Origin of the sequence: Microbacterium sp. W4I20, assembly GCF_030816505.1 — a bacterium.
Classification (GTDB): Bacteria; Actinomycetota; Actinomycetes; order Actinomycetales; family Microbacteriaceae; genus Microbacterium.
In genome coordinates this window covers 2,830,276-2,850,929 of record NZ_JAUSYB010000001.1, presented here as the reverse complement: position 1 = coordinate 2,850,929, position 20,654 = coordinate 2,830,276, and the positions used below count along the sequence as shown (strand labels likewise).

Genomic DNA, 20,654 nt, shown 5'->3' with positions numbered 1-20,654 from the left:
CCATTCACGCGATTCGAAAAGTGATGTCGGCGGTCGCCAGCACCACGTCGTCCGAGTCGACGGCGGTCACCCGGGTCGTGTCGCCGGTCGTGCGACCGACGATGCGCAGAGGCCGATCGACGAGCACCGGCGCGGTCGCCCGCACGTCGAGACGGACGGGCACGCGGCCCGGGGTGTTCCGCCGCGCAGCATCCATCAGCAGGATGCGGGTGAGCGGGCCGTGCACGAGGAGGTCGGGCAGCCCCTCGACATCGCGGGCCCAGGCGCGGTCGTAGTGGATGAGGTGCGTGTTGAACGTGAGCGCCGAGAAGCGGAACAGCTGCCGCGCGTCGAGAGTCAGCTCTTCCTGCCAGTCGGCCTCGGCCACGACGGCCGGGTCGGGCCGGGGCGTCCGCGCCGGAGCATCCGGATCCGCCGCCTCGAGGAAGACGTCGTGCCAGACCGTGCTCACGGCCGTCTCGCCGCCCACCGCGTACTCGCGCTCGACGTCGACGAAGACCAGGCGTCCGCGGGCACCGTTCTTCTCCACGATGCTGCCGAGCGACGCGGTGCGCGTGACGTCGTCACCCACGCGGATGGGGCGCAGGAACTCCGTCGTCTCGCCCGCATACATCCGCCGCGGCAGGTCGATCTCGGGGATGATGCCGTCGCGGGCGGGCGTGCCGTCGGCGCGCAGGTCGGCGAGCGCGGCATCGAACGGGAAGAAGACGCCCTCCCAGCCGGCCGGCAGCACATCGCCGTCGGCAAGCGCCGGATCGACGGCGGCGAAGGTGCCGCGATAGGCCTCGACGGTGGATGCCGCGATCCGCTCGGTACGGACTTCGCTGGCGGACGGGCTCGTGGGAGCACTCACGGAAGTGCTCCTGCGGCACGCAGCTCGGCGATGCGGGAGGCGTCGTAGCCGGCGAACTGCGTGAGCACCTGGTCGGCATGCTCGGCGAAGCGGTTGGCCGTGCGGGACGGGATCGCCGGCGTCGCCGAGAGCTTGATCGGCTGGCCGAACATGCGCAGCACGCCCAGGTCGCCGTAGTCGGCCTCGACGATCATGTCGCGCTCGGCGGTTCCCGGGTCCTCGACCACCTCGCCGATCGTCTTCACCGCGGTGAGCGGCACGACGTCGCCGGCGAGCTCCTCGAGCTCCTTCTTGGTGCGCGAGGCGAGCCAGCCCGCCACGATCGGCTTGACCCGGCGCTCATACACCTCGGTCTCGAACCGCTTGCGCATGGTGTCGATCTCGGGGTCGTCCTTGTGCTCGGGCGTGCCGAACAGGTCGCAGCTCGCGTTCCAGAGCTTGTCGGTGTACGCGCCGAAGAAGACCTGCCCGTCGGCGCAGTCGAACAGCTCATACGGCCGCACCCACGCGTGCGCGTTCCCCTGCGGTGAGGCCACCGTACCGTTCACGGTGTAGTCGACGACCGCGGTCTCGGTGAGCGCGACGATGCTGTCGACCTGGGCGACGTCGACCACCTGACCCTCGCCGGTCGCCTCGGCGTGACGGAGCGCGGCGAGCGTGCCGACGACCGCGAACAGGGTGGCGGAGAGGTCGCCGATCGTGACGCCCACGCGGACGGGCGGATGCTCGGCGTAGCCGTTCATCGACCAGATGCCGCCCGCCGCCTGCGCGGTGTTGTCGAAGGCGGGGCGCTTGCTGCGCGACCCGGTGCGGCCGTAGCCGGAGATCGCGGTGTAGACGAGCCGCGGGTTGACCTCGCGCAGCACCTCGTATCCCACGCCGAGCTTCTCCATGGTGCCGGGGCGGAAGTTCTCGACCAGCACGTCGGCGTTCCGGACCAGGTCCTTCAGCACCTCCTTGCCCTCGGGGGTGGCGAGGTCGAGTCCCATGCCGAGCTTCCCGCGGTTGTACTGGGCGTAGTAGGCGCTGAACTCCTCGTCGCCGTCGGTGAGGTACGGCGGGAAGCCGCGCGACACGTCGGGGTCCCGCGGGTTCTCGACCTTGATCACGGTCGCCCCGAGGTCGGCGAGCATCTGCGCGGCGTACGGGCCGGCCAGCACGCGCGACAGGTCGATCACGGTGACCCCGGCGAGCGCACCGGGTGCGGGGAGCGTGGTGTCGATCATGCGGGCGTGACCTCCTGGGCGGGTTCGGGAGCATCGATTCCGGCCGCCGCGAACGCCCGGGCGACATTCGACGCCGGGCGCACGTTGCGGATGCGTGAGAGCCAGAGCGTGGTCGCGGCCAGGGCACCGAGATCGAGTCCGGTCTCGATGCCGAGCCCGTGCAGCATCCACACGAGGTCCTCTGTGGCGAGGTTACCGGTCGCGCCCTTCGCGTACGGGCACCGACCGAGACCGCCGACCGACGCGTCGAACTCGGCGACGCCGTACTGCAGCGCGGCGTGCACGTTGGCCAGCGACTGCCCGTAGGTGTCGTGCAGGTGCAGGGCGATCGCCGAGACGGGGATGCCGACGGCGAGGGCCTCCTCGATCACCCCGACGGTGTGGCCGGGGGTGGCGACGCCGATCGTGTCGCTGAGGGCGATGGTGCGCGCGCCCGCCTGGTGGAGCGCGGCGGCCGCCTCGACGACGGCATCCGGAGAGACCGACCCCTCCCAGGGGTCGCCGAACACCATCGAGACGTAGCCGCGCACCAGGATGCCCTGCGCGGTCGCCGCGCCGATGACCTCGACGGCCCGGTCGATCGCGCCCGCCCTGGTGGTGTTGAGGTTCGCCTGCGCAAACGACTCGGTGGCGCTGACGACGACCGAGACCTCGCGGATGCCGGCGTCGATCGCGCGCTGCAGGCCGCGGAGGTTCGGCACGAGGCCCACCGCGCGGGCACCTTCCGGCACCTCGAGGCCGGCGACGACCTCCTCGGCGTCGGCGAGCTGCGGGATCCAGGTCGGCGGCACGAAGCTCGTGACCTCGAGGTCGCGGCTGCCCGCGGCGTACAGCCGGCGGCAGAGCTGCGTCTTGATGTCGGCGGGGATGATGTCGGTCTCGGCCTGCAGACCGTCGCGCGGACCGACCTCGAACACGGTCACCCGGGAGGGCAGGCCGTCCTGGCGGATCACGGTCGGGGCGGGAACGCTCATGCGCCCGCTCCGCCGGCCCGCAGCTCCTCGAGCACTTCCTTCGCGTACTCGACGCGGATGCGGCGGTCGGCGACGATGCGCGCGGCGACCGCGCCGATCTCGTCGACCTCGGCGCCGGCACTCGCGGCGATCGTGCGGGCGTGCAGGGTCATGTGGCCGCGCTGGATGCCCTCGGCGGCGAGCGCCCGGCACGCGGCGAGGTTCTGCGCGAGCCCGACCGCGGCGATCACGGCGGCGAGCTCCCGCGCGGTCTGCACGCCGAGAAGCTTCACGGATGCCTGGGCCGTCGGGTGGGCGCGGGTCGCGCCGCCGACGAGACCGACCGCGAGGGGAACCTCGAGGGTGCCGACGAGGTTGCCGTCGGCATCCTTCTCGAACTGCGACAGCGCCGCGTACTGCCCGCTGCGGGCGGCGTGCGAGTGGCAGCCCGACTCGACCGCGCGGGTGTCGTTGCCGGTCGCGAGCACCACTGCGGTGATGCCGTTCATGATGCCCTTGTTGTGGGTCGCCGCCCGGTACGGGTCGGCCTCGGCGAAGGCGCTCGCGGCGACGATGTCGTCGACCACCTGCGCCCCGCCGAGCAGTTCGGCGTCGAACACGGCGCGGGCGCGGGTGACGCGCAGCTCGGCCTTGTTGGTCAGGATGCGCAGCAGCGTGCGCGTGCCCGCGACCTCGGCGATGCGCGGCGCGATCGCCTCGGCCATCGTGTTCACGGCGTTCGCGCCCATCGCGTCGCGCACGTCGACGTGCAAGTGCAGGATGACCTGCACCCCGGCGCGGGTGGGGAGCACGCGCACCGAGATGTCGAAGGCGCCGCCGCCGACCGACACCAGCATCGGGTCCTGCTCGTTCGCGAGCGCGAGCAGCTCGTCCTTCGCCTCGAGCAGCGCGAACCGGGTGCCGTGCGGGTCGACCGCGTCGAGCACCTGGATCTGCGCGATCATCACATCGCCGGTGTACGAGGTGGTGAAACCGCCGTGCGCCCGCGCCATGCGGGCCGCGTTCGAGGCGGCCGCGACGACGCTCGGCTCCTCGGTGGCCATCGGGATCAGGCGATCCTGACCGTCGATCGTGAAGTTCGTGGCGACGCCGACGGGGATGCCGATCATGCCGACGACGTTCTCGATCATGTGATCGGCCTGGGCGAGGCCGAGCCCACCGTCGGGCCGGAGCGCGTCGAGCACGTCGGGGTCGAGCTCCGCGCTGCGCGCGACGAGAGCGAGCCGCTCGTCGGGCGTGTGGTCACGCAGACCGGAGATTCGGCTGTTGGTCGACATCGCCACCTTCTTTCGTGACAGCATCCGGATCCTCGGCGCTGTGGTCACCTCGACACTAGGAGCGGCCACCGGCGAGCGACGATGGGTGGAAAGCTCACCGCATGCGTCTCGCTGTATGCGGATGACACATCCGCCTGCGGCGGTGGCCGACCTAGACTCGCACCACATCCCGGACCGCGGTCGCTCGCGTCCGCTGCGCGTGAGGAGATCCGATGCCCTACACCGAAGCCGCCGATGTGCGCCTCTACTACGAGGTGTTCGGCGACGACGACGCCCCGGTGCTCGTGCTCATCTCGGGCGGCGGCGCGCAGCTGCTCTCGTGGGACCCGCGATTCATCCGGATGCTGACCGAAGGCGGCCTGCGCGTGGTGCGCTTCGACAACCGCGACACCGGGTTCTCGGCGCGCTTCGGCGGCGACGATGACTTCGACGGCGGGTACGACCTGTCCGACATGGCGGAGGACGTGCTGCGGATCCTCGACGACCTCGGCGTCGCCGCGGCCCACGTCGCGGGGCACTCGATGGGCGGGATGATGGCGCAGATGCTGGCGATCCAGCATCCGGAGCGCGTTCTGAGCCTCGGGCTGCTCTCGACCATCCCCGGGCAGTCGCCGCGGTACGTGCTGCACGAGCGGCCCGACCTGAGCACTCCTCCGATGCGCGTCTCGCGCGAGCAGGCGGTGGAGTTCGCCGGGCTCTACGCCGAGTCGACCCGGCTCGGCTCCTTCGATCCGCAGGTCGAGTGGCACCGTGCAGCCGCCGGCGAAGCGTACGACCGCGGGTACTTCCCCGAGGGCTTCTGGCGGCAGTGGGCGGCGCTGTTCCGCGCGCCGGAACGGCTGGAGTCGCTGACGGCCGTGACCGTGCCGACCGTCGTCTTCCACGGCCGGGAGGATGACGTGCTGCACTGGGCGTCGGCCGTCGACATCGCCGAGGCGATCCCCGGCGCCGAGCTGCAGGTGCACGCCGACATGGGGCACCTCATCCCGCACGAGCTGTGGCCCGACCTCGCCGCAGCTCTCCTGCGGACGGCCGCCAGAGCGGATGCCGTCGCCGCCCGCTGACGCGGGTCGCACATCGCGCCGTACAGTGAAGTGATGCCCGAGGACACCGAAGCGATCGCCGCGCTGCTCGACGCCGCGTACGACCCCGAGCTGGTCGGACCCACCGCGGTCAGCGATGCGCTGCAGCGTCTGGGCGCGACCGACGATGCCGCCACCGCGTTGGCGGAGCGGGTCGGGCGTGCGCAGCGCGAGCTGTCGCGCCTGCGGCGCCGCGAGCACGAGCTGACCGCGCTGTTCTCCAGCGCCAGGGAGCTGGCCGAGCTGCGCGACAGCGACGCCGTGCTCGCGCGGCTGGTACAGCGCGCCAGGGAGATGATGGGCGTCGACCTGGCCTACCTCTCGGAGTTCGATCCGGACACGCGGGAGCTGCGGGTCCGCGAGACGAGCGGGTCGGTGAGCGCGTCGTTCCAGACGCTCCGGGTGCCGCCGGGACGCGGGCTCGCCAGCGTCGTCGTCGAGTCGCGCACCGCGCACTGGGTCGCCGACTACACCGCCTACGCCGCCGACCGGCACGACGCGGGCATCGACGACGCGGTCTCGGCGGAGGGCCTGGTCTCACTGCTGGGCGTTCCGATGCTGACCAGCGACGACGTGCTCGGCGTGCTCTTCGTCGCGAACCGCGAGAAGAAGAGCTTCTCCCCCGACGAGGTCGCACTGCTGTCGGCCGTCGCCGACCACGCGTCCGTCATCCTGCAGACGACCCAGACGCTGCGCGACCTGCAGCTCTCCGAAGACGCCAGCCGTCGCACCCTCGAGAGCCTCACGGCACACCTGGTCGAGCGCGATCGCGCGAACACCGTGCATCAGGAGCTCGTGCAGGCCGTGCTCGCCGGGGGCGGTTTCGGCCCGGTCGCCGAGACGCTCGCCTCGGCGCTCGGCCGCGCGGTGGCGATCATCGACGCGCAGGAGAACGTGATCGCCGCGGCGGGGCTGCCCCTCTCCCCCGGGATGCTGTCGCTCGACGAGCCGGTGCGCGACGCCCTCGCCGAGAGCCGCCGTCACGGTCACTGCGTGCCGGTCGCCGGGAGCGGTGTCCGGGCGGTGTCGGCCCTCACCGCGGGCAGCCGCCACTTCGGGGCGCTGCTGCTCGGCGACGGCGACTTCGAGCTCGGTGCGGTCGACCTCCGCACGATCGAACGGGCGGCCCAGGTCGGCGCCCTGCTCGAACTGCAGCAGGAGGCGGCATCCGGTGCCGATCATCGCGTGCGCAGCGAGCTGATCGCCGACATCCTCGACGACGTCCCGGAGCGGCGGGCCGACGTCGAGCGACGCGCCCGCCGGCTCGGCGTCGACCTCGCCGCGCTCGACTCGCTCCTGGTACTGGCCGTCGCGGGAGACCAGCAGACCCCCGCGGCGCGAGCGGTCATGCGGCAGTTCGACGATCGCGTCCTGGTCGGCGAGTACCGCGGATTCGTCGTCGCCGCGTATGCGGGCGGGCGCGGCGAGGTCCAGCCCGACCGGCTGCGCACGCAGGTCGCATCCGCCATCCAGGGATCGGTCGCGGTCGTCGTGCCCCCGCCGGCGAAGGGGCCGCTGCCCGCGGCGTTCCTGTCCGCCCGGCGCACGGCTCGTCTGCTCGCGGCGCTCGAACTCACCGACCTCACCGCGCACGTCGAGGACTTCCTCCCCTACTCGGCCGTGCTCGACACCGACGCCCACGGGCTGTCGTCGTTCCTGCGCGACACGATCGGCGCCGTGCGGCAGTACGACGCCGAGCGCAACGCCGACCTGATCGGCACGCTCCGCGCGTTCGTGCGCAACAACGCGAGCCCCACCCGCACCGCGAGAGCCCTCAACTTCCACACCAACACGATCCTGCAGCGGCTCGACCGCCTCGACCACGTGCTCGGCGCGGACTGGCGCGACGACGAGCGGATGTTCCGGCTCGGCATCGCCGTGCGACTCGACGAGTTGCGCGAGAGGCTGCAGGGCGGGCAGGGCTGAGCGCGGGTTCTGCGTCGGTCGGGCGGTCGGTCGTGGCCTTGTGCGCCCACAGCGTCGGGCTGAGAACGCACGCGTGGGCTGAGGATCCAGCCGCAGACCTCAGCCCGACGAAGAGTTCTCAGCCCGACGCAGCGGAACCCTACCGCTCCGCCTCCGCGTCGAAGGCCTCGACCCCGGTCTGGGAGAACGGATGCTGCCCGCGCGGGCCGAACACGAGCACGAGCTCGGCGACGGCATCCGACTCGTTTCGCACCCCGTGCTGCATGCCCTCCGGGGCGTAGAAGGCATCACCTGCGCGCAGCGTCCGCCGATCCTCGCCCGCGGTGATCACGACCTCACCCCGCGTCACGATGTACATCTCGTCGGAGCTGTTCGTCGAGCAGCTGTCCGGGTCCCCCTCCAGGTGGTGGTGCTGCCCCTCCTCCGCGCCCGGTTCGAGGTGGTACCGCATGACCGAGATCGGCAGGGCAGAGGTCTCCTGGAAGTACCACTCGATGCCGATGCGGCCCGCACCGTCGTACAGCTCCCAGACGTGGGCGTTGTCGCCCGCTCGCTGAATCCTCATGATCAGGTCCGGTACAGCACCGGCATCGATTCCAGCAGACGCTGGGTGTACGGATGCTGCGGCGCGTTCATGACCTGTGCGCCGGTGCCCTCCTCGACGACCTTGCCCTGGTGCATGACCGCGACGCGATGGGCGAGGTGGTGCACGACGGCGAGGTTGTGCGTGATGAAGAGGTAGGTGACGCCGGTGTCCTTCTGCAGCTGCACGAGCAGGTTCAGCACCTGCGCCTGCACCGAGACGTCCAAGGCCGACGTCGGCTCGTCGAGCACGACGAACTCGGGCTCGGCGGCCATGGCGCGGGCGATCGCGATGCGCTGACGCTGTCCGCCGGAGAACTCGTGCGGGTAGCGCTCGGCCGAGTCCATCGGGAGTCCGACGCGATCCAGCGCATCCGCGAGACGGCGGCGACGCTCCTTGGCTCCGATACCGGCGGCGACGAGCGGCTCCGAGATCGACCGGGCGACCGTGAACCGCGGGTCGAGCGAGTCGTTGGGGTCTTGGAACACCATCTGGATGCGGCGGCGGTGGGTGCGCAGCGCGCGGCCGCGCAGCCCGGTCACGTCTTCACCGTCGAACTCGATGGTTCCGGACGTGGGCTTGCGCATCAGCAGGATCGCGCGGGCGAGCGTGCTCTTGCCCGAGCCCGACTCGCCGACCAGGCCCAGAGTCTCGCCCCGGGGGACGGACAGGCTCACGTCGTCGAGCGCCATCATGGCGTTGTCGCCGTGCCCGAAGCGCTGCGTGATGTTCTTCACCCGGAGCACGTCATCGCTCCGCACGTCGTCGGTCCGCACGCCGTCGGTCAGCACGCCGCTCATGAGGCCTCCTCGAGTTCGGCGGGCGCCTCGGCGAAGTCATTGAGCGCCGGGATCACCGCGAGCGGTGAGCGCACCGGCACCGACGGGCGGGGGATGCTCTCGAGCAGCGCGCGGGTGTACGGATGCCGCGGATCCTCCAGCACGCGTCGCGCCGAGCCCGACTCGACGACCCGGCCGCGGTACATCACTGCGACCCGTTCGCAGAGCTGTCCGATCACGCCGAGGTCGTGGCTGATGAACAGCACGCCCATGCCGGTCTCGTCGCGGAGGCTCTTGATGAGCTCGAGGATCTGCGCCTGCACGGTCACGTCGAGCGCGGTCGTCGGCTCATCGGCCACGAGCAGATCGGGGCCTGCGGCCACGGCGATCGCGATGACGACGCGCTGACGCTGACCGCCGGAGAGCTGGTGCGGATAGTAGTTCAGCCGCTTCTCGGCATCCGGCATCTGCACCAGCTGCAGGATCTCGAGGGCGCGCGCCCTGGCCTGCTTCTTGTCGGCCTTGCCGTGGATCTGCAGCACCTCGGCGATCTGGGCGCCGATGCGCATGCACGGGTTGAGGGCCGCCATCGGCTCCTGGAAGACCATCGACGCCTTCACGCCGCGCACCTGCCCCCAGTCACGCTCCGTCGCATCCTGCATCTCCGCGCCGGCGACCGTCATACGGTCGGCCGTCACGCGGGCCGAGTCGGGCAGCAGCCCCATCATCGCCAGCGCGATGCTGGACTTGCCGCTGCCGGATTCGCCGATCACTCCGACGATCTCGCCCTTGCGCACGCGCAGGGACACACCGGAGACCGACGGCGGGGCGGTGCCGTAGGAGATGCTGAGGTCTTCGACGCGGAGGGCGTCGACGTCGTCGGTCATGCGCGACCCGGCTTTCTCTCTGGTGCGGAAGAAGAAGTAGTGGATGCCCGGGCGCCGGCGCGCATGTTCGCGCCGACGCCCGGGCGGGGTGTCACTGCGACAGCCAGGCGCGATCGAGAGCCGAGCGCGAGTAGAACGCGTCGTTCTCGTAGTCGTGCAGCTTGTTCGCGTCCCAGACCTCGAAGTACACCGGGACCGCGGCGGGCACGAACTCGAGCGCCTGGTCGGCCGCCTCGGTCGCGAGCTGCGCCACGAGGTCGGTGTACTCCTCGGGGGATGCCGCGGACTTCGCGGCCTTCAGCAGCTCGCGCGCCTTGTCGGCGTCGGGGTTGCCGTCCCAGTGGTTGTACACGCCGCCCTCGAGCAGGACCGGCTCCAGGTAGAACGCGGCCGAGGCACGCGGGCTGCCGGGGATGGCGACCAGGTCGGTCCAGGACTCGCCCGTGGTGAAGATCGGCGCGATCTCGGCGAGCGGCGTCGACTTGAGGTTCAGCGTGATCCCCGCCTCGGCCAGCTGCTGCTGCATCATCTCGTAGACCGGGTGGTGGGCCTGGGCGACGTCGCCCATGTAGCTCAGCGTGATCTCGGGGTTCGGCTGGCCGGCTTCTTCGAGCAGGCGCTTCGCCTCATCCACATCGCGCTGGTGGTACGGCAGCTTCGTCGCGTCGGTCGCTCCGGGGTCGCCGGCCGGGGGCACGAACGAGACGCCCGCATTGCCCAGCATGGCCGTGTCGACGAGGGCCTGGCGGTCCAGCGCGAGCGAGAAGGCGCGGCGCACGTTCACGTCGGCGAGCGGACCCGCCTCGGGGTTCACGTAGATGGCGAGGTTCTGGCGGAACGCGGCGTCGCCGAGCGTGAAGCCCGACTGCTCGGCCTGCTGGGCGAGGCTGCCGTCGATGAACGACGCGGCCTGCACGCTGCCCTGCTGCACGGCGGCGAGGAGCGTGTTCTCGTCGGGGTAGAGCTCGAAGACGATCTCGTCGAGGTAGGGCTCCTCGCCCCAGTAGTCCTCGTTCTTCTCCATCGTGACGGAGACGCCCTGGCTCCAGTCGGTCACCTGGTAGGCGCCGGTGCCGAAGCTGGTGGTCTGACGCTCCTCCTCGGTCGCGTTGCCGTAGCCCTCTTCGCTGACGATGAGGAACGTCTGGCGGGCCGAGACCGCGTCGAGGAACGTGCCGTCCGGTGCGCTGAAGTGGAACGTGACCTCGTGGTCGCCGGTCGCCTCCACGCTCTCCATGAGGCTGAGGTAGGTGGCGTTCGTGCCGCCGTCCTTGCGCGTCTCGAAGGAGTAGACCACGTCTCCCGCGTCGAAGGGCGTGCCGTCCGAGAACGTCACGTCGTCGCGCAGCTGGAACACCCAGGTGAGCTCGTCGACCTGCTCGTACTCAGTGGCGAGCGCGGGCTCGATCTTGTTGTCGTCGTCGCGGGTGAGGAGCGTGTCGTAGGCCATCGAGTAGATGACCTCAGCGGCGATGGCCGAGGCGACCATCGGGTCGACGCCACCGGCCGAGGGCTCCGCGGGCACTCCCCAGGTGAGGGTGCCGCCGGCGACCGGATCGCCCGCGGGCTCTTCGGCACCGTTGCCGCCGCCACCGGCGGAGCATCCGGAGATCGTCAGGGTGACGACGGCGAGTGCTGCCGCCGTCCCTGCCCAGGATCGTCTGTTCATGAGGGCCTCTTCTCGGTTCGGGACTGCTGTGTTCGGGATTGCTCGGTTCGGGTGTCGTGCGCGGAAGGGGTGGAGCGGTCGGATGCGGCGGACGTCGATCGGCGCGCGGAACGGCGCTTCGAGCGTCCGCCGAGCGAGAACGCGGGTTCGCGGCGCGGCGCGAGGTAGTCCTGCATCCCGTCGGCGAGGAGGTTCCACCCCGCCGAGAGCAGGATGATCACGAGCGACGGGAGGATGATGAGCAGCGGCTGCAGCTGCATGAAGCGGGTGAACTCGCTGATCATGCGACCGGCCGACGGCTCCGGCGCCTGCACGCCCTGGCCCAGGTAGCTGAGGGCGGCCTCGATCAGGACGACCTGCGAGGCGACCGACGCGAACTGCACGAACAGCGGTGTGAGCACGTTGGGCAGCAGGTGCTCGGCGATCACCCGGTGGGGCCGCACCCCGCTGAGGGTGGCGGCGAGCACGAAGTCGCGTTCCCGCAGCGCGATGACCGGCGCCCGCATGACCCGGGCGAATCCCGGAGCGAACACCAGACCGAGGGCGAGGATCAGCGGCCAGGGCCCGTTCCCGATCACGACGCCGACGACGAGCGCGACGAGGATGGCGGGAAGGGCGAGGATGGCGTCGACCACGCGCATGATGACCGCGTCGACCCACCCTCCGACGTAGCCGGCGATCAGGCCGAAGAACGTGCCGATCACGGCGCCGAGCAGAGCCGCAGCACCCGAGATGATGAGGCTGGTCCTGGCGGCGAGCGCGAGGCGGGTGAAGGTGTCCCGGCCGAGGTTGTCGGTGCCGAGGAAGTGCTTGGCCGAGGGTCCGGTGAGGGGCAGGCCGGAGGCCGCGAACGGATCGTGCATCGGCCAGAAGCTCATCCAGCCGGCGAGGATCAGGATGACGCCGAGGATGCCGGCGCCGCCCCAGAACGCGGGGCCGAAGCGGCGGCGGGCCGGGCGCTTGCCCGCGACCTTCGCGAGGGCGAGTTCTCGTGTGACGGTCATCGCGTGTGCACCCTCACTCTGGGGTCGATCAGCGGGTAGAGCAGATCGACGGCGAAATTGATCACGACGTAGACGACGCCGATGAGGAGGACCGTCGCCTGGATGATCGGGTAGTCGGACGAGCGGATGCCGGTCAGCAGCAGCGAGCCCATGCCGGGAAGTGAGAAGACCGCCTCGATCACGACCGTCCCGCCGACGAGCGCTGCGAGCTCGATGCCGATGACCGTGGTGACCGGGATGAGGGCGTTGCGCAGCGCGTGCCGCGTGACGAGGCGCCCGGGCGAGGCGCCCTTGGCCCTGGCCGTGCGCACGAAGTCCTGCCCGAGCGTGTCGAGCAGCGTGCCGCGGGTGTACCGGGCGATGATCGCCGCCAGCACGATGCCGATCAGGAGCGCGGGCAGCAGCAGCACCCCGAACGCGCGGAGGGGATCGTTCGCGGCGCCGGCGTACCCGACGAGCGGGAGCCGCAGGGTGAGCGAGTTGACCAGGATCAGCACGGTTCCGAGCACGAACGGCGGCGTGGCGAGGAGCACGAACGAGAGTCCGCGCACGACCGTGTCGGGGAGCCGGCGCCACCGCGTCGCGGCGAGCACACCCGCGGGGATGCCGAGCGCGGTGCCGATCACCGTCGCCATCACCGCGAGGGTGAGGCTCAGCGGAAGCCGGGTGGCGATCAGGCCGGACACCTCGCCGGGGATCGTGATCGCGCGGCCGAAGTCGCCCTGGACGACGCCGAGCAGCCAGACGAAGTACTGCGTGATCCACGGCTGGTCCAGCCCCAGCTGCGTCCGCAGCGCGTCGAGTTTCTCGGGGTCGGGGTTCGCCGGGTCCGCGAAGGCGGCCAGCGGATCGCCCGGGATGATCCGGACCATCGAGAAGACCAGGACCGACAGGACGAGCAGGACGAAGAGCGAGGAGAAGACGCGGGAGATGATGTATCGGGTCATCCGCGGGTCACCCCTCGGTGTGGAACGGGCTGACGGCGCCGCCCGCGAGCTCGCGGACCATCGAATCCGCCGCGTCGAACTCGCTGAGGTCGTCGGTCGATTCGCCGTCCAGGGCCAACTCGGCCAGCACCCGACCCAGTGTCGGCGTGAATTTGAAGCCGTGACCTGCGGCGAGACCGACGATGATGTCGGGATGCTGCGGCAGCGCGCTGAGCACGAACCGGCGGTCCTTCGTCAGCGCGTACTGGCAGGTCACGGTGCGCAGCTCCGGTCCCTTCCCGGGGATCAGGCCGTCCATGAACTCGGACAGCTGGGCCGTGAGCTCAGGGGACGGGACGAACGACCGCTGCTCCGGGGTCATCCGGTTCTCGGACACGTCGCGAGCCGCCTTGATGCTCGGCTCACCGAAGGTGGGGAAGCCGTAGTAGCACTCGTCGTCCTCCCAGATCCACACCGGGAAGCGCGCGCGGTCGTAGTCGTCGGGGTCCTCCGGGTGGAAGTAGGTGACCTGCTCCTGCATGATGTCGAGCGGGATCGCGGCGCCGAGGGGCTCGAGCAGCGTGTTGGTCCAGGCGTCGGCGGCGACGATCACCTTGCCGGCGCGGATATCGCCGTTCGCGGTGTGCACGACGACGCCCTCGGCATCCGGGGTCAGCGACAGCACCGCCGTGCGGTCGCGAATGTCGGCGCCGTGCATCCGGGCGCGCATCTGCAGTGTCGCGACGGTGCGCGAGGCGTGGGCGATGCCGGTGTCGGCCGTGTACACGGTCTCGACGTTCTCCGGCACCCGGAACTGCGGCCAACGCGCCTGCACCTCGGCGGGCGAGAGCAGCTCGTGCTCGACGCCGCATTCGGTCAGCGCCACGGTGAAGTCGGATGCCGAGTACGGCCCGTCCGTCGGGATGAGGATCACGCCGCCGGTGACGGTCAGCAGCCGCTCGCCGGACTCCTCTTCGAGGTCGGCCCAGTCGCGGTAGGCCGACTGCGCGAGACGCACGTAGGCGGAGGCGCCGTACGAGGTGCGGACGATCCGCGAGGTGTCGTGCGAGGCCCCGCGCACATGGCCGAGCTCGTACTGCTCGAGCGCCACCACCTTCGCGCCGCGGCGTGCCAGATGGTACGCGGTCGCACTCCCGATCGCCCCCATCCCGACGACAGCCACCTCGAACGACTCCATGGATGCTCCGCTTCTCTCGCGGCGTCCGGCGTCTGCCACCGGCTCGCTGCTGTCAGTGTGCGGGCGGCGAGGAAGTCACGACCATGGGGCGATCGTCCACAGTGACGGAGCGGGAATGTGCAAACGTTCCACGGTCGCGCGGACGTCGGGCGGTCTAGAGCCAGCCTTTGCGCTTGAAGACGGCGTACAGACCGACGCCCATCACGACCATCAGACCGATCGCCATCGGGTAGCCGAGCGCCCAGTGCAGCTCGGGCATGTGATCGAAGTTCATGCCGTACACGGTGCCGACGAGCGTCGGGGCGAACAGGATCGCCGCCCACCCGGAGATCTTCTTCACCTCGTCGTTCTGCCGGATGCCGAGCTCCGTCATCCGCCGCATCTCCTCGTTCTGCCGGCGAGCGACGATGGTCGATTCCACCGTGAGGGCGTTGTCCAGCACCGTGCGGAACGTCGTCGCCCGGTCGGTCACCCGCAGCGTGTGGTCGAGCACATCGCGCAGGTACTTCTGCAGCTCCTCGCTCACACGGTACTTGTCGGATCCGCGCAGCAGCGCCTCCAGCATCCCCGACAGCGGCTGCGTCGCACGCTGGAAGTCGATGACCTCCCGGCCGAGGTCGTAGATGCGCTGCGTGGCGTCCACGTCTTCCTCGAACAGCTGGCTCTCGATCTCGTCGATGTCGTTCTCGAGGCCGGCGAGGACCGGGGCGTATTCGTCGACGACCTCATCGAGGATCGCGTACAGCACCGCCTCCGGACCGTGCCGGAGCAGGTCGGGGTCGTCCTCCAGCCGGCGTCGCACCCGGCCGAGATCGGGCGCCTCGGCGTGCCGGATGGTGACGACGAAGTCGGGCCCGACGAGCACATGCACCTCGCCGAACTCCACCTCTTCGACGTCGTCGAGGTAGCGCGCGGGTCGCAGCACCATGAAGAGCACGTCGCCGTAGCGCTCGAGCTTCGAGCGCTGATGACCGGAGAGCGCGTCCTCCACGACGAGGGCGTGGATGCCGAGCTCGTCGGCGACCTCGCGGATCTCGTCCTCGTTCGGGCGATAGAGGCCGATCCAGCTCATCCCCCCGCGCTCGCGCATGCGCTCGAACGTCTCGCTCAGGCTCTGCGGGTTCTCCGTGCGGTGGCCGTCGACGTAGATCGCGTTGTCGATGATGGCCATCGTGCCTCTTTCGTTGTCGCCGTCCGGCGGGCTCACTCCACCGGAGGGGCCACGCAGGCGACCGCTGCCTTGGTGATCGAATCGCGGTATTCCTCGGCCGTGAACGGCAGTCCGAACTCCGGAACCGTCTCACCTGACGCCGCCGGCGACTTCGACGCGATCGCCGCGAGCTCCCACGAGAGCTTCTGCGCGAAGGAGGCGCCGCCCGTGGAGTCGTTCAGGACGACGGCTACTGTGAACCCTGTCGCGGGGTCGGAGTAGGCGGCCGTGGCGTAGCCGGGCGTCCAGCCGTGCTGGCCGACCATCGAGCCGACGAGGTACGCGCCACCCGTGGCCTGATACCAGGACGGCGACTTGGCGCTCACCCGGGAGTGGGGCTCCGAAGCGGTCGGGCGTCTTCTCGGTGCGCAGCACCTGCTTTGCTTCCGCCTGCATGTAGCGACCCAGGTCGGAGATCGTCGAGACCACGCCGGAGTCGGTGAATCCGGAGCTCGCGGACAGGGTGGTGATGTCGACCGGCGCGGCGCAGCTGTAGCCGCCCTCGACGGCCGGCAGATAGTGCCCGTCGAGCACGGGACCATCCGACGGCGCTGCGGGAGTCGCCCCGGGGAGTGCGGTCGCGGTGAGTCCGAGCGGCTCGGTCACGTACTCGGCGATCAGTTCGGATGCCGTCTTCCCGGTGGCTCGCTCCAGTGCGAGCCCGAGGACGAGGTAGCCGGCGTCGGAGTCCCGGAACGTGGTGTGCGGAGCCACGCGATCCCGGCCCAGTCCGAAGCCGGCGAGCTCGAGCGGCGCCCAGACGCGTTCGGGCGTGTTCAGCCAGGCCGACTTGACCGTCGGCTCGGAGGAGCCGGCACCGCTGGTGCCGTTGCAGAGATCGAGGAGCGTGACCTCTTTCATCTGCGCGTCGGCGACGCCCGAGACATACTTCGTGACCTTCGCGTCGAGCTTGATCGTGCCCTCGTCGGCGAGGGCGTACAGCACGTCGCAAGTCATCAGGCGGGTCACGTCGCCGATGCGGAACGACATGTCGGTGTCGACCTTGCCGCCGTCGCGACCCTGAGTTCCGACGCCGGTCACCCAGCTGCCGCTCCAGGGCACCCACACGCCCACGATCGCGCCGGAGGCGCCCGACGAGACCAGCGCGTTGTCGACCGCCGCCTGCATCGCGGCGACCGTGTCATCCGGCAGAGCACCGTCGACCTGAGCAGGCGGCTGGTAGCTGAACGAGTCCTCGGCGGCACAGCCGGTGAGGACCAGACCGAGAAGCGCCGCACCGGCCGCTGCGGCGCGCCAGCGGCGCGACGAGAGAAGTTGCATGGAAAGAACCCCCGAAGACGTGTCTCCCGAGTCTAAGACGCGGATGCTGAAAGTCGGCATTGTGCCCACCGCCGCCGTCTCGTCCTAGGGTGACAGGGTGCCCCACATCTTCGATGCCGACGTGATCACCGCCGTCCTGCGACACATGAACGGCGATCACACCGACGACAACCTCCTCATCGCTCGTGCCTTCGCCGAGTCCTCGGATGCCGAGATCACGGATGCCGAGATGACCGGGTTCGACGGCGAAACCGGGGTGTGGAACGTCACCCGCGGCGGCGCGGTCTCCGAGCTGCGCGTCGAGTGGCCGGGCGGCCCCATCTCCGACCGCCCCGCAGTGCGCCGCGAGGTCGTCGCCGTGTACGACGCGGCGTGTGCGCGGCTGGGAATCGAGCCGCGTCCGCACGCGTGACCTGCCTCGCGGGACTTCCGCGCAAGGTTAGGTAACCCTTACACTGATCTCATGTCCGAGATCCTCTCCTTCTCCGCTGCCCTGCGCGAACGCTCCTCCGGATCGCACTCCCGCAGCGAGGGCGCTGGCTTCATGTCCGACCTGATGAAGGGCGAAGGGTCGCGCGAGGACTACATCTCGCTGGTCGCGCAGCACTACTTCATCTACGACGCCCTCGAAGGCGCCGGCGAGCGCATGCGCCAGGATCCGGTGGCATCCGTCTTCCTCAGTGACAAGCTCACGCGCCTGCCCGCACTCGAGGCCGACCTGGAGTTCCTCCTCGGGCCCGACTGGCGGGAGCGGATCACGCCCCTCCCCACCACGCAGCGCTACGTCGAGCGCATCCGCCAGGTCGGGGCGACCTGGGCCGGCGGCTTCGTCGCCCACCACTACACGCGCTATCTCGGCGACCTCTCCGGCGGCATCTTCATCGGCCGCGTGATGGCACGCCGCTTCGGCTTCGAGACCAACGGCATCGGCTTCTACCTGTTCGACGACATCGCCGACCCGTCGGCGTTCAAGGACGTATACCGCGAGCAGCTCGACGCCGCGCCGTGGGACGACGCCGAGCGGGAGCGCGTGATCGCCGAGGTGCTCCTCGCCTACCGCTTCAACACCGAACTCTTCGAAGACCTCGACCGGGCGCGCGCGGCCGCCTAGCCCTTCGTCTCGCTGCGCTCGCTCAGGAACCGGGACGGTCGTTGCGCGTGCCGTGCCTCAGCCCGTCGGGAGTTCCGGCGTCGTCTTCGCGAGCCAGGCCTCGCGCATGAACCGGCGCACGTCCTCGTCCACGCGGATGTCGGTGGGGCGCAGCGCCCGCGACAGGTAGAGCCCCTCCAGCGACGTGAGCCGACTCAGCGCCACGTAGGTCTGACCGGGGGCGAACGCGCCCGATCCCAGGTCGATGATGGCGCGCTCGTATGTCTTGCCCTGCGACTTGTGGATCGTGACCGCCCACGCGAGCCGCAACGGGAACTGGGTGAACTCGGCCACCACGTCGCGGGAGAGCTTCTTGGTGTTCTGGTCGTAGGCGTAGCGGAACCGTTCCCAGACCGCGGGTTCGACGTCGACCTCCTCGCCGTCGATATCGACGCGCACCGCTCCCCCGAGGATGCGGATCACCGTGCCGATCGTGCCGTTCACCCACCGCGGCGGCTCCCCCGACATCGCCGTGTCGTTGCGCAGGAACATCACCTGGGCGCCGACCTTGAGCTTCAGCTCCGACTCCGCGGGCAGCGAGGCCTCCCCCCGACCGAAGTCGCCGCTGACCTCGGCCCTCGCCGTCTGCTCCTTGCCGGGCAGGGCGGCGAGATGCTGGCTGTTGATCTTGTTCACGATGTCGTTGCGGGTCGCGAGCGTGATCATCGGCACCTCGCCCGGCTCCGGATCCGGAGGTGTGCGCGCGCCCTGCGCGTTCAACACGCCCGCGATCTCGGCGGTCACCCGTCCGTAGCGGACGGCGTTCAGCATCGCCTTGAACCCGTCGTCCGACTGCCGGTGGATGTTGACGAGCTCGCGCACGTGCAGTTCGGCCCTGGTGTCGACCTCGAACAGCCCGGCCTGATCGGACGAGCCGTAGCCGTGGGCCTCCGCCCTCGTGCCGGACCCGGTCCACGGACCCGCCCACACCTTCGCGTCGAAGAACCAGAACGAGCGGTAGTGGTCCTGCACGTAGCGCGCTTCATCGCCCCGCGGCGGGACCGGCGCCAGCTGATACGGGTCGCCGAACATGACGACCTGCACGCCGCCGAACGGCTCACCGCGGCGCCCCCGCGCCTGGCGCAGCGAACGGTCGATGGCATCCATCAGATCGGCGTTGACCATCGAGATCTCGTCGATCACCAGCGTCTCGATCGCGTTCAGGATGCGGCGGGTGGCATCGTTCTGATCGATGTCGGCATCGCCGATGAGCCCGATCGGCAGGCGGAAGAGCGAGTGGATCGTCTGCCCCTCGACGTTCAGCGCAGCGACGCCGGTCGGGGCGCAGATCGCGATCTGCTTCTTCGTGTTCCACGCGAAGTGCTGCAGCAACGTCGACTTGCCGGTTCCGGCGCGGCCGGTGATGAACACATGCTCGCCGGTGTCCTCGATGAGCCGGAACAGCTCTTGCTGCTCCTCGGACAGGGCGGGAAGGGACACGATTCTCACAGGGGCAGCGGTCGGACACGGGCGCCCACCCATGCTACGTCCCGGCATCCGTTCACGATCGCCGACGCTCGGCGTCATCCCAGGACGCCCTTCTAGACTGACGCCATGCTGCAGGTGGAGACGAAGGCGCCACGACGCGCCCGTCTCGGCGCCGACCTGGCCATGCTCGCCGTCATCGGCGTGCTGCTGATCGCCGCTCTCGGCGCCGGCGGCATCACGCTCTACCAGCAGTTCTACGGCCCCTCCGCGTTCGTGTCCCGGTACCTCGATCTGCTCTCCTCGGGCCGCGCGGCCGATGCGCTGCGGGTGCCTGGCGTCGCCGTCGACCGCGAGACGCTCGACGAGGCGGACATCGACGTCGCGGCATCCGAGGCGATGCTCCGCCACGACGCGCTCGCCCCGCTGACCGACGTCAAGGTCGAGTCCGAGAAGCCCGCCGACGGGAAGACCGCCGTGACCGTGAGCTACAAGGCGAGCGGCCATGCGGGCACCACCACCTTCCTGATCGAGCAGGACGGCTGGGCGGGTGTGACTCCGAACTGGCGCTTCACGAACAGCCCGCTGGCGGTCGTCGAGCTCACGGTGCGCGGCGCGGATCGCTTCGCGGTGAACGGGTTCGAGGTGGATCGCCGTCAGGTGTCGGCCGCGGGGGCGACCGCTGCCCCGCTCGACCCGCTGCCCCTGCTGGTCTTCACGCCGGGACTCTACTCGGTCACCGTCGACACCCCCATCGCGGAATCGTCCGGCACCGGCGTGCTGGCCGACACCCCGCTCGCCGTCACACCGCTCGACGTGCAGACGACCCCGACCGACGAGTTCGTGGACGTCGTGCAGAAGCGGGTCGAGGAGTTCCTCACGCAGTGCACGACCCAGGAGGTCCTGCAGCCGACCGCCTGCCCGTTCGGCTTGCAGGTCGTGAACCGCATCACGTCACCGCCGAAGTGGTCGATCGCGAAGCAGCCGAAGGTCACCGTCGCCCCGGACGGCGGATACTGGCAGATCCCGGCGGCGGATGCCGTGGCGCACGTCGAGGTGGAGATCCAGTCGCTGTTCGACGGGTCCATCGAACCGGTCGCGGAAGACGTGCCGTTCCAGGTGAACGGGACCATCACGATCCTGCCCGACGGATCGGCGTCGATTCGGGTGGGATCCCCGGGGGATCCCAGCGAGGACTGACCGG

The 20,654-nt window shown here is 70.3% G+C and carries 19 protein-coding genes; 5 read left to right on the top strand and 14 right to left on the bottom strand.

What is annotated here, in order from left to right; all coding sequences use genetic code 11:
• Nucleotides 1-4: 4 nt before the first annotated feature.
• From QFZ21_RS13925 to QFZ21_RS13910, 4 genes are read right to left on the bottom strand one after another with little or no spacing between them, the layout of a single operon-like run.
• Complete coding sequence (locus tag QFZ21_RS13925; protein WP_307378792.1) at nt 5-853, bottom strand: MaoC family dehydratase N-terminal domain-containing protein; 849 nt, start codon at nt 851-853, stop codon at nt 5-7.
• Nucleotides 850-2,079 (bottom strand): CaiB/BaiF CoA-transferase family protein, encoded by a 1,230-nt coding sequence (locus QFZ21_RS13920; RefSeq protein WP_307378791.1) that lies wholly within the window; start codon nt 2,077-2,079, stop codon nt 850-852. Before QFZ21_RS13920 ends, QFZ21_RS13925 begins: the two co-directional genes overlap by 4 nt.
• Nucleotides 2,076-3,053, bottom strand: coding sequence for a hydroxymethylglutaryl-CoA lyase (locus QFZ21_RS13915; protein WP_307378789.1), 978 nt, complete (start codon nt 3,051-3,053; stop codon nt 2,076-2,078). Before QFZ21_RS13915 ends, QFZ21_RS13920 begins: the two co-directional genes overlap by 4 nt.
• Complete coding sequence (locus QFZ21_RS13910; RefSeq protein ID WP_307378788.1) at nt 3,050-4,354, bottom strand: hydroxymethylglutaryl-CoA reductase, degradative; 1,305 nt, start codon at nt 4,352-4,354, stop codon at nt 3,050-3,052. Before QFZ21_RS13910 ends, QFZ21_RS13915 begins: the two co-directional genes overlap by 4 nt.
• Nucleotides 4,355-4,542: 188 nt before the next feature.
• Between QFZ21_RS13910 and QFZ21_RS13905 the strand changes: the two genes are divergently transcribed.
• A complete protein-coding gene (locus tag QFZ21_RS13905) occupies nt 4,543-5,394 on the top strand; it encodes an alpha/beta fold hydrolase (RefSeq protein ID WP_307378787.1) in 852 nt (283 codons plus the stop codon).
• A gap of 33 nt (nt 5,395-5,427) precedes the next feature.
• A complete protein-coding gene (locus QFZ21_RS13900; protein ID WP_307378786.1) occupies nt 5,428-7,338 on the top strand; it encodes a GAF domain-containing protein in 1,911 nt (636 codons plus the stop codon).
• A gap of 139 nt (nt 7,339-7,477) precedes the next feature.
• Here QFZ21_RS13900 and QFZ21_RS13895 read toward each other — a convergent pair whose 3' ends face one another.
• The 9 genes from QFZ21_RS13895 to QFZ21_RS13855 form a co-directional block, all read right to left on the bottom strand.
• Nucleotides 7,478-7,903, bottom strand: a complete 426-nt coding sequence (locus tag QFZ21_RS13895) for a cupin domain-containing protein (RefSeq protein ID WP_307378785.1) — start codon at nt 7,901-7,903, stop codon at nt 7,478-7,480.
• 2 nt (nt 7,904-7,905) lie between these two features.
• Nucleotides 7,906-8,721, bottom strand: coding sequence for an ATP-binding cassette domain-containing protein (locus tag QFZ21_RS13890; protein WP_307378784.1), 816 nt, complete (start codon nt 8,719-8,721; stop codon nt 7,906-7,908).
• Nucleotides 8,718-9,587 (bottom strand): ABC transporter ATP-binding protein, encoded by an 870-nt coding sequence (locus QFZ21_RS13885; protein WP_307378783.1) that lies wholly within the window; start codon nt 9,585-9,587, stop codon nt 8,718-8,720. The genes QFZ21_RS13890 and QFZ21_RS13885 overlap by 4 nt, the downstream gene beginning before the upstream one ends.
• 91 nt (nt 9,588-9,678) lie before the next feature.
• Nucleotides 9,679-11,256 carry an ABC transporter substrate-binding protein gene (locus QFZ21_RS13880; protein WP_307378781.1) on the bottom strand — a complete coding sequence of 526 codons (1,578 nt, stop codon included), beginning with the start codon at nt 11,254-11,256 and terminating at the stop codon, nt 9,679-9,681.
• Nucleotides 11,253-12,260, bottom strand: coding sequence for an ABC transporter permease (locus tag QFZ21_RS13875; protein WP_307378779.1), 1,008 nt, complete (start codon nt 12,258-12,260; stop codon nt 11,253-11,255). The genes QFZ21_RS13880 and QFZ21_RS13875 overlap by 4 nt, the downstream gene beginning before the upstream one ends.
• On the bottom strand, nt 12,257-13,207 hold the full coding sequence (locus tag QFZ21_RS13870) for an ABC transporter permease (RefSeq protein ID WP_307378778.1): 951 nt from the start codon (nt 13,205-13,207) through the stop codon (nt 12,257-12,259). Before QFZ21_RS13870 ends, QFZ21_RS13875 begins: the two co-directional genes overlap by 4 nt.
• Before the next feature lie 7 nt (nt 13,208-13,214).
• Entirely contained in the window at nt 13,215-14,384 is a 1,170-nt protein-coding gene (gene solA / locus QFZ21_RS13865; protein WP_307378777.1) for an N-methyl-L-tryptophan oxidase, read from the bottom strand.
• 154 nt (nt 14,385-14,538) lie between these two features.
• The gene (corA, locus tag QFZ21_RS13860; protein WP_307378776.1) at nt 14,539-15,555 is read right to left on the bottom strand and encodes a magnesium/cobalt transporter CorA; all 1,017 of its coding nucleotides are present in this window, start codon (nt 15,553-15,555) and stop codon (nt 14,539-14,541) included.
• 129 nt (nt 15,556-15,684) lie between these two features.
• On the bottom strand, nt 15,685-16,875 hold the full coding sequence (locus QFZ21_RS13855; protein WP_307378775.1) for a serine hydrolase: 1,191 nt from the start codon (nt 16,873-16,875) through the stop codon (nt 15,685-15,687).
• A 97-nt stretch (nt 16,876-16,972) separates the two neighbouring features.
• On the opposite strand from QFZ21_RS13855, the gene QFZ21_RS13850 reads away from it, so the two are divergent.
• On the top strand, nt 16,973-17,287 hold the full coding sequence (locus tag QFZ21_RS13850; protein ID WP_307378774.1) for a DUF2470 domain-containing protein: 315 nt from the start codon (nt 16,973-16,975) through the stop codon (nt 17,285-17,287).
• 51 nt (nt 17,288-17,338) lie between these two features.
• The gene (locus QFZ21_RS13845; RefSeq protein WP_307378772.1) at nt 17,339-17,986 is read left to right on the top strand and encodes a heme oxygenase (biliverdin-producing); all 648 of its coding nucleotides are present in this window, start codon (nt 17,339-17,341) and stop codon (nt 17,984-17,986) included.
• A gap of 57 nt (nt 17,987-18,043) precedes the next feature.
• Here the strand turns inward: QFZ21_RS13845 and QFZ21_RS13840 are convergent, their stop codons facing one another.
• Entirely contained in the window at nt 18,044-19,465 is a 1,422-nt protein-coding gene (locus tag QFZ21_RS13840; RefSeq protein WP_307378771.1) for an ATP-dependent RecD-like DNA helicase, read from the bottom strand.
• A gap of 114 nt (nt 19,466-19,579) precedes the next feature.
• Here QFZ21_RS13840 and QFZ21_RS13835 point away from each other — a divergent pair, with 114 nt between their 5' ends.
• Nucleotides 19,580-20,650 (top strand): hypothetical protein, encoded by a 1,071-nt coding sequence (locus QFZ21_RS13835; RefSeq protein WP_307378770.1) that lies wholly within the window; start codon nt 19,580-19,582, stop codon nt 20,648-20,650.
• Nucleotides 20,651-20,654 lie beyond the last annotated feature (4 nt).

Bases quoted from the DNA above. Each gene is read 5' to 3' on its own strand.
- QFZ21_RS13920 (WP_307378791.1), bottom strand. From the start codon at position 2,079: ATGATCGACACCACGCTCCCCGCACCCGGTGCGCTCGCCGGGGTCACC.
- QFZ21_RS13915 (WP_307378789.1), bottom strand. From the start codon at position 3,053: ATGAGCGTTCCCGCCCCGACCGTGATCCGCCAGGACGGCCTGCCCTCC.
- QFZ21_RS13910 (WP_307378788.1), bottom strand. From the start codon at position 4,354: ATGCTGTCACGAAAGAAGGTGGCGATGTCGACCAACAGCCGAATCTCC.
- QFZ21_RS13905 (WP_307378787.1), top strand. From the start codon at position 4,543: ATGCCCTACACCGAAGCCGCCGATGTGCGCCTCTACTACGAGGTGTTC.
- QFZ21_RS13900 (WP_307378786.1), top strand. From the start codon at position 5,428: ATGCCCGAGGACACCGAAGCGATCGCCGCGCTGCTCGACGCCGCGTAC.
- QFZ21_RS13895 (WP_307378785.1), bottom strand. From the start codon at position 7,903: ATGAGGATTCAGCGAGCGGGCGACAACGCCCACGTCTGGGAGCTGTAC.
- QFZ21_RS13890 (WP_307378784.1), bottom strand. From the start codon at position 8,721: ATGAGCGGCGTGCTGACCGACGGCGTGCGGACCGACGACGTGCGGAGC.
- QFZ21_RS13885 (WP_307378783.1), bottom strand. From the start codon at position 9,587: ATGACCGACGACGTCGACGCCCTCCGCGTCGAAGACCTCAGCATCTCC.
- QFZ21_RS13880 (WP_307378781.1), bottom strand. From the start codon at position 11,256: ATGAACAGACGATCCTGGGCAGGGACGGCGGCAGCACTCGCCGTCGTC.
- QFZ21_RS13875 (WP_307378779.1), bottom strand. From the start codon at position 12,260: ATGACCGTCACACGAGAACTCGCCCTCGCGAAGGTCGCGGGCAAGCGC.
- QFZ21_RS13870 (WP_307378778.1), bottom strand. From the start codon at position 13,207: ATGACCCGATACATCATCTCCCGCGTCTTCTCCTCGCTCTTCGTCCTG.
- solA (WP_307378777.1), bottom strand. From the start codon at position 14,384: ATGGAGTCGTTCGAGGTGGCTGTCGTCGGGATGGGGGCGATCGGGAGT.
- corA (WP_307378776.1), bottom strand. From the start codon at position 15,555: ATGGCCATCATCGACAACGCGATCTACGTCGACGGCCACCGCACGGAG.
- QFZ21_RS13855 (WP_307378775.1), bottom strand. From the start codon at position 16,875: ATGCAACTTCTCTCGTCGCGCCGCTGGCGCGCCGCAGCGGCCGGTGCG.
- QFZ21_RS13845 (WP_307378772.1), top strand. From the start codon at position 17,339: ATGTCCGAGATCCTCTCCTTCTCCGCTGCCCTGCGCGAACGCTCCTCC.
- QFZ21_RS13835 (WP_307378770.1), top strand. From the start codon at position 19,580: ATGCTGCAGGTGGAGACGAAGGCGCCACGACGCGCCCGTCTCGGCGCC.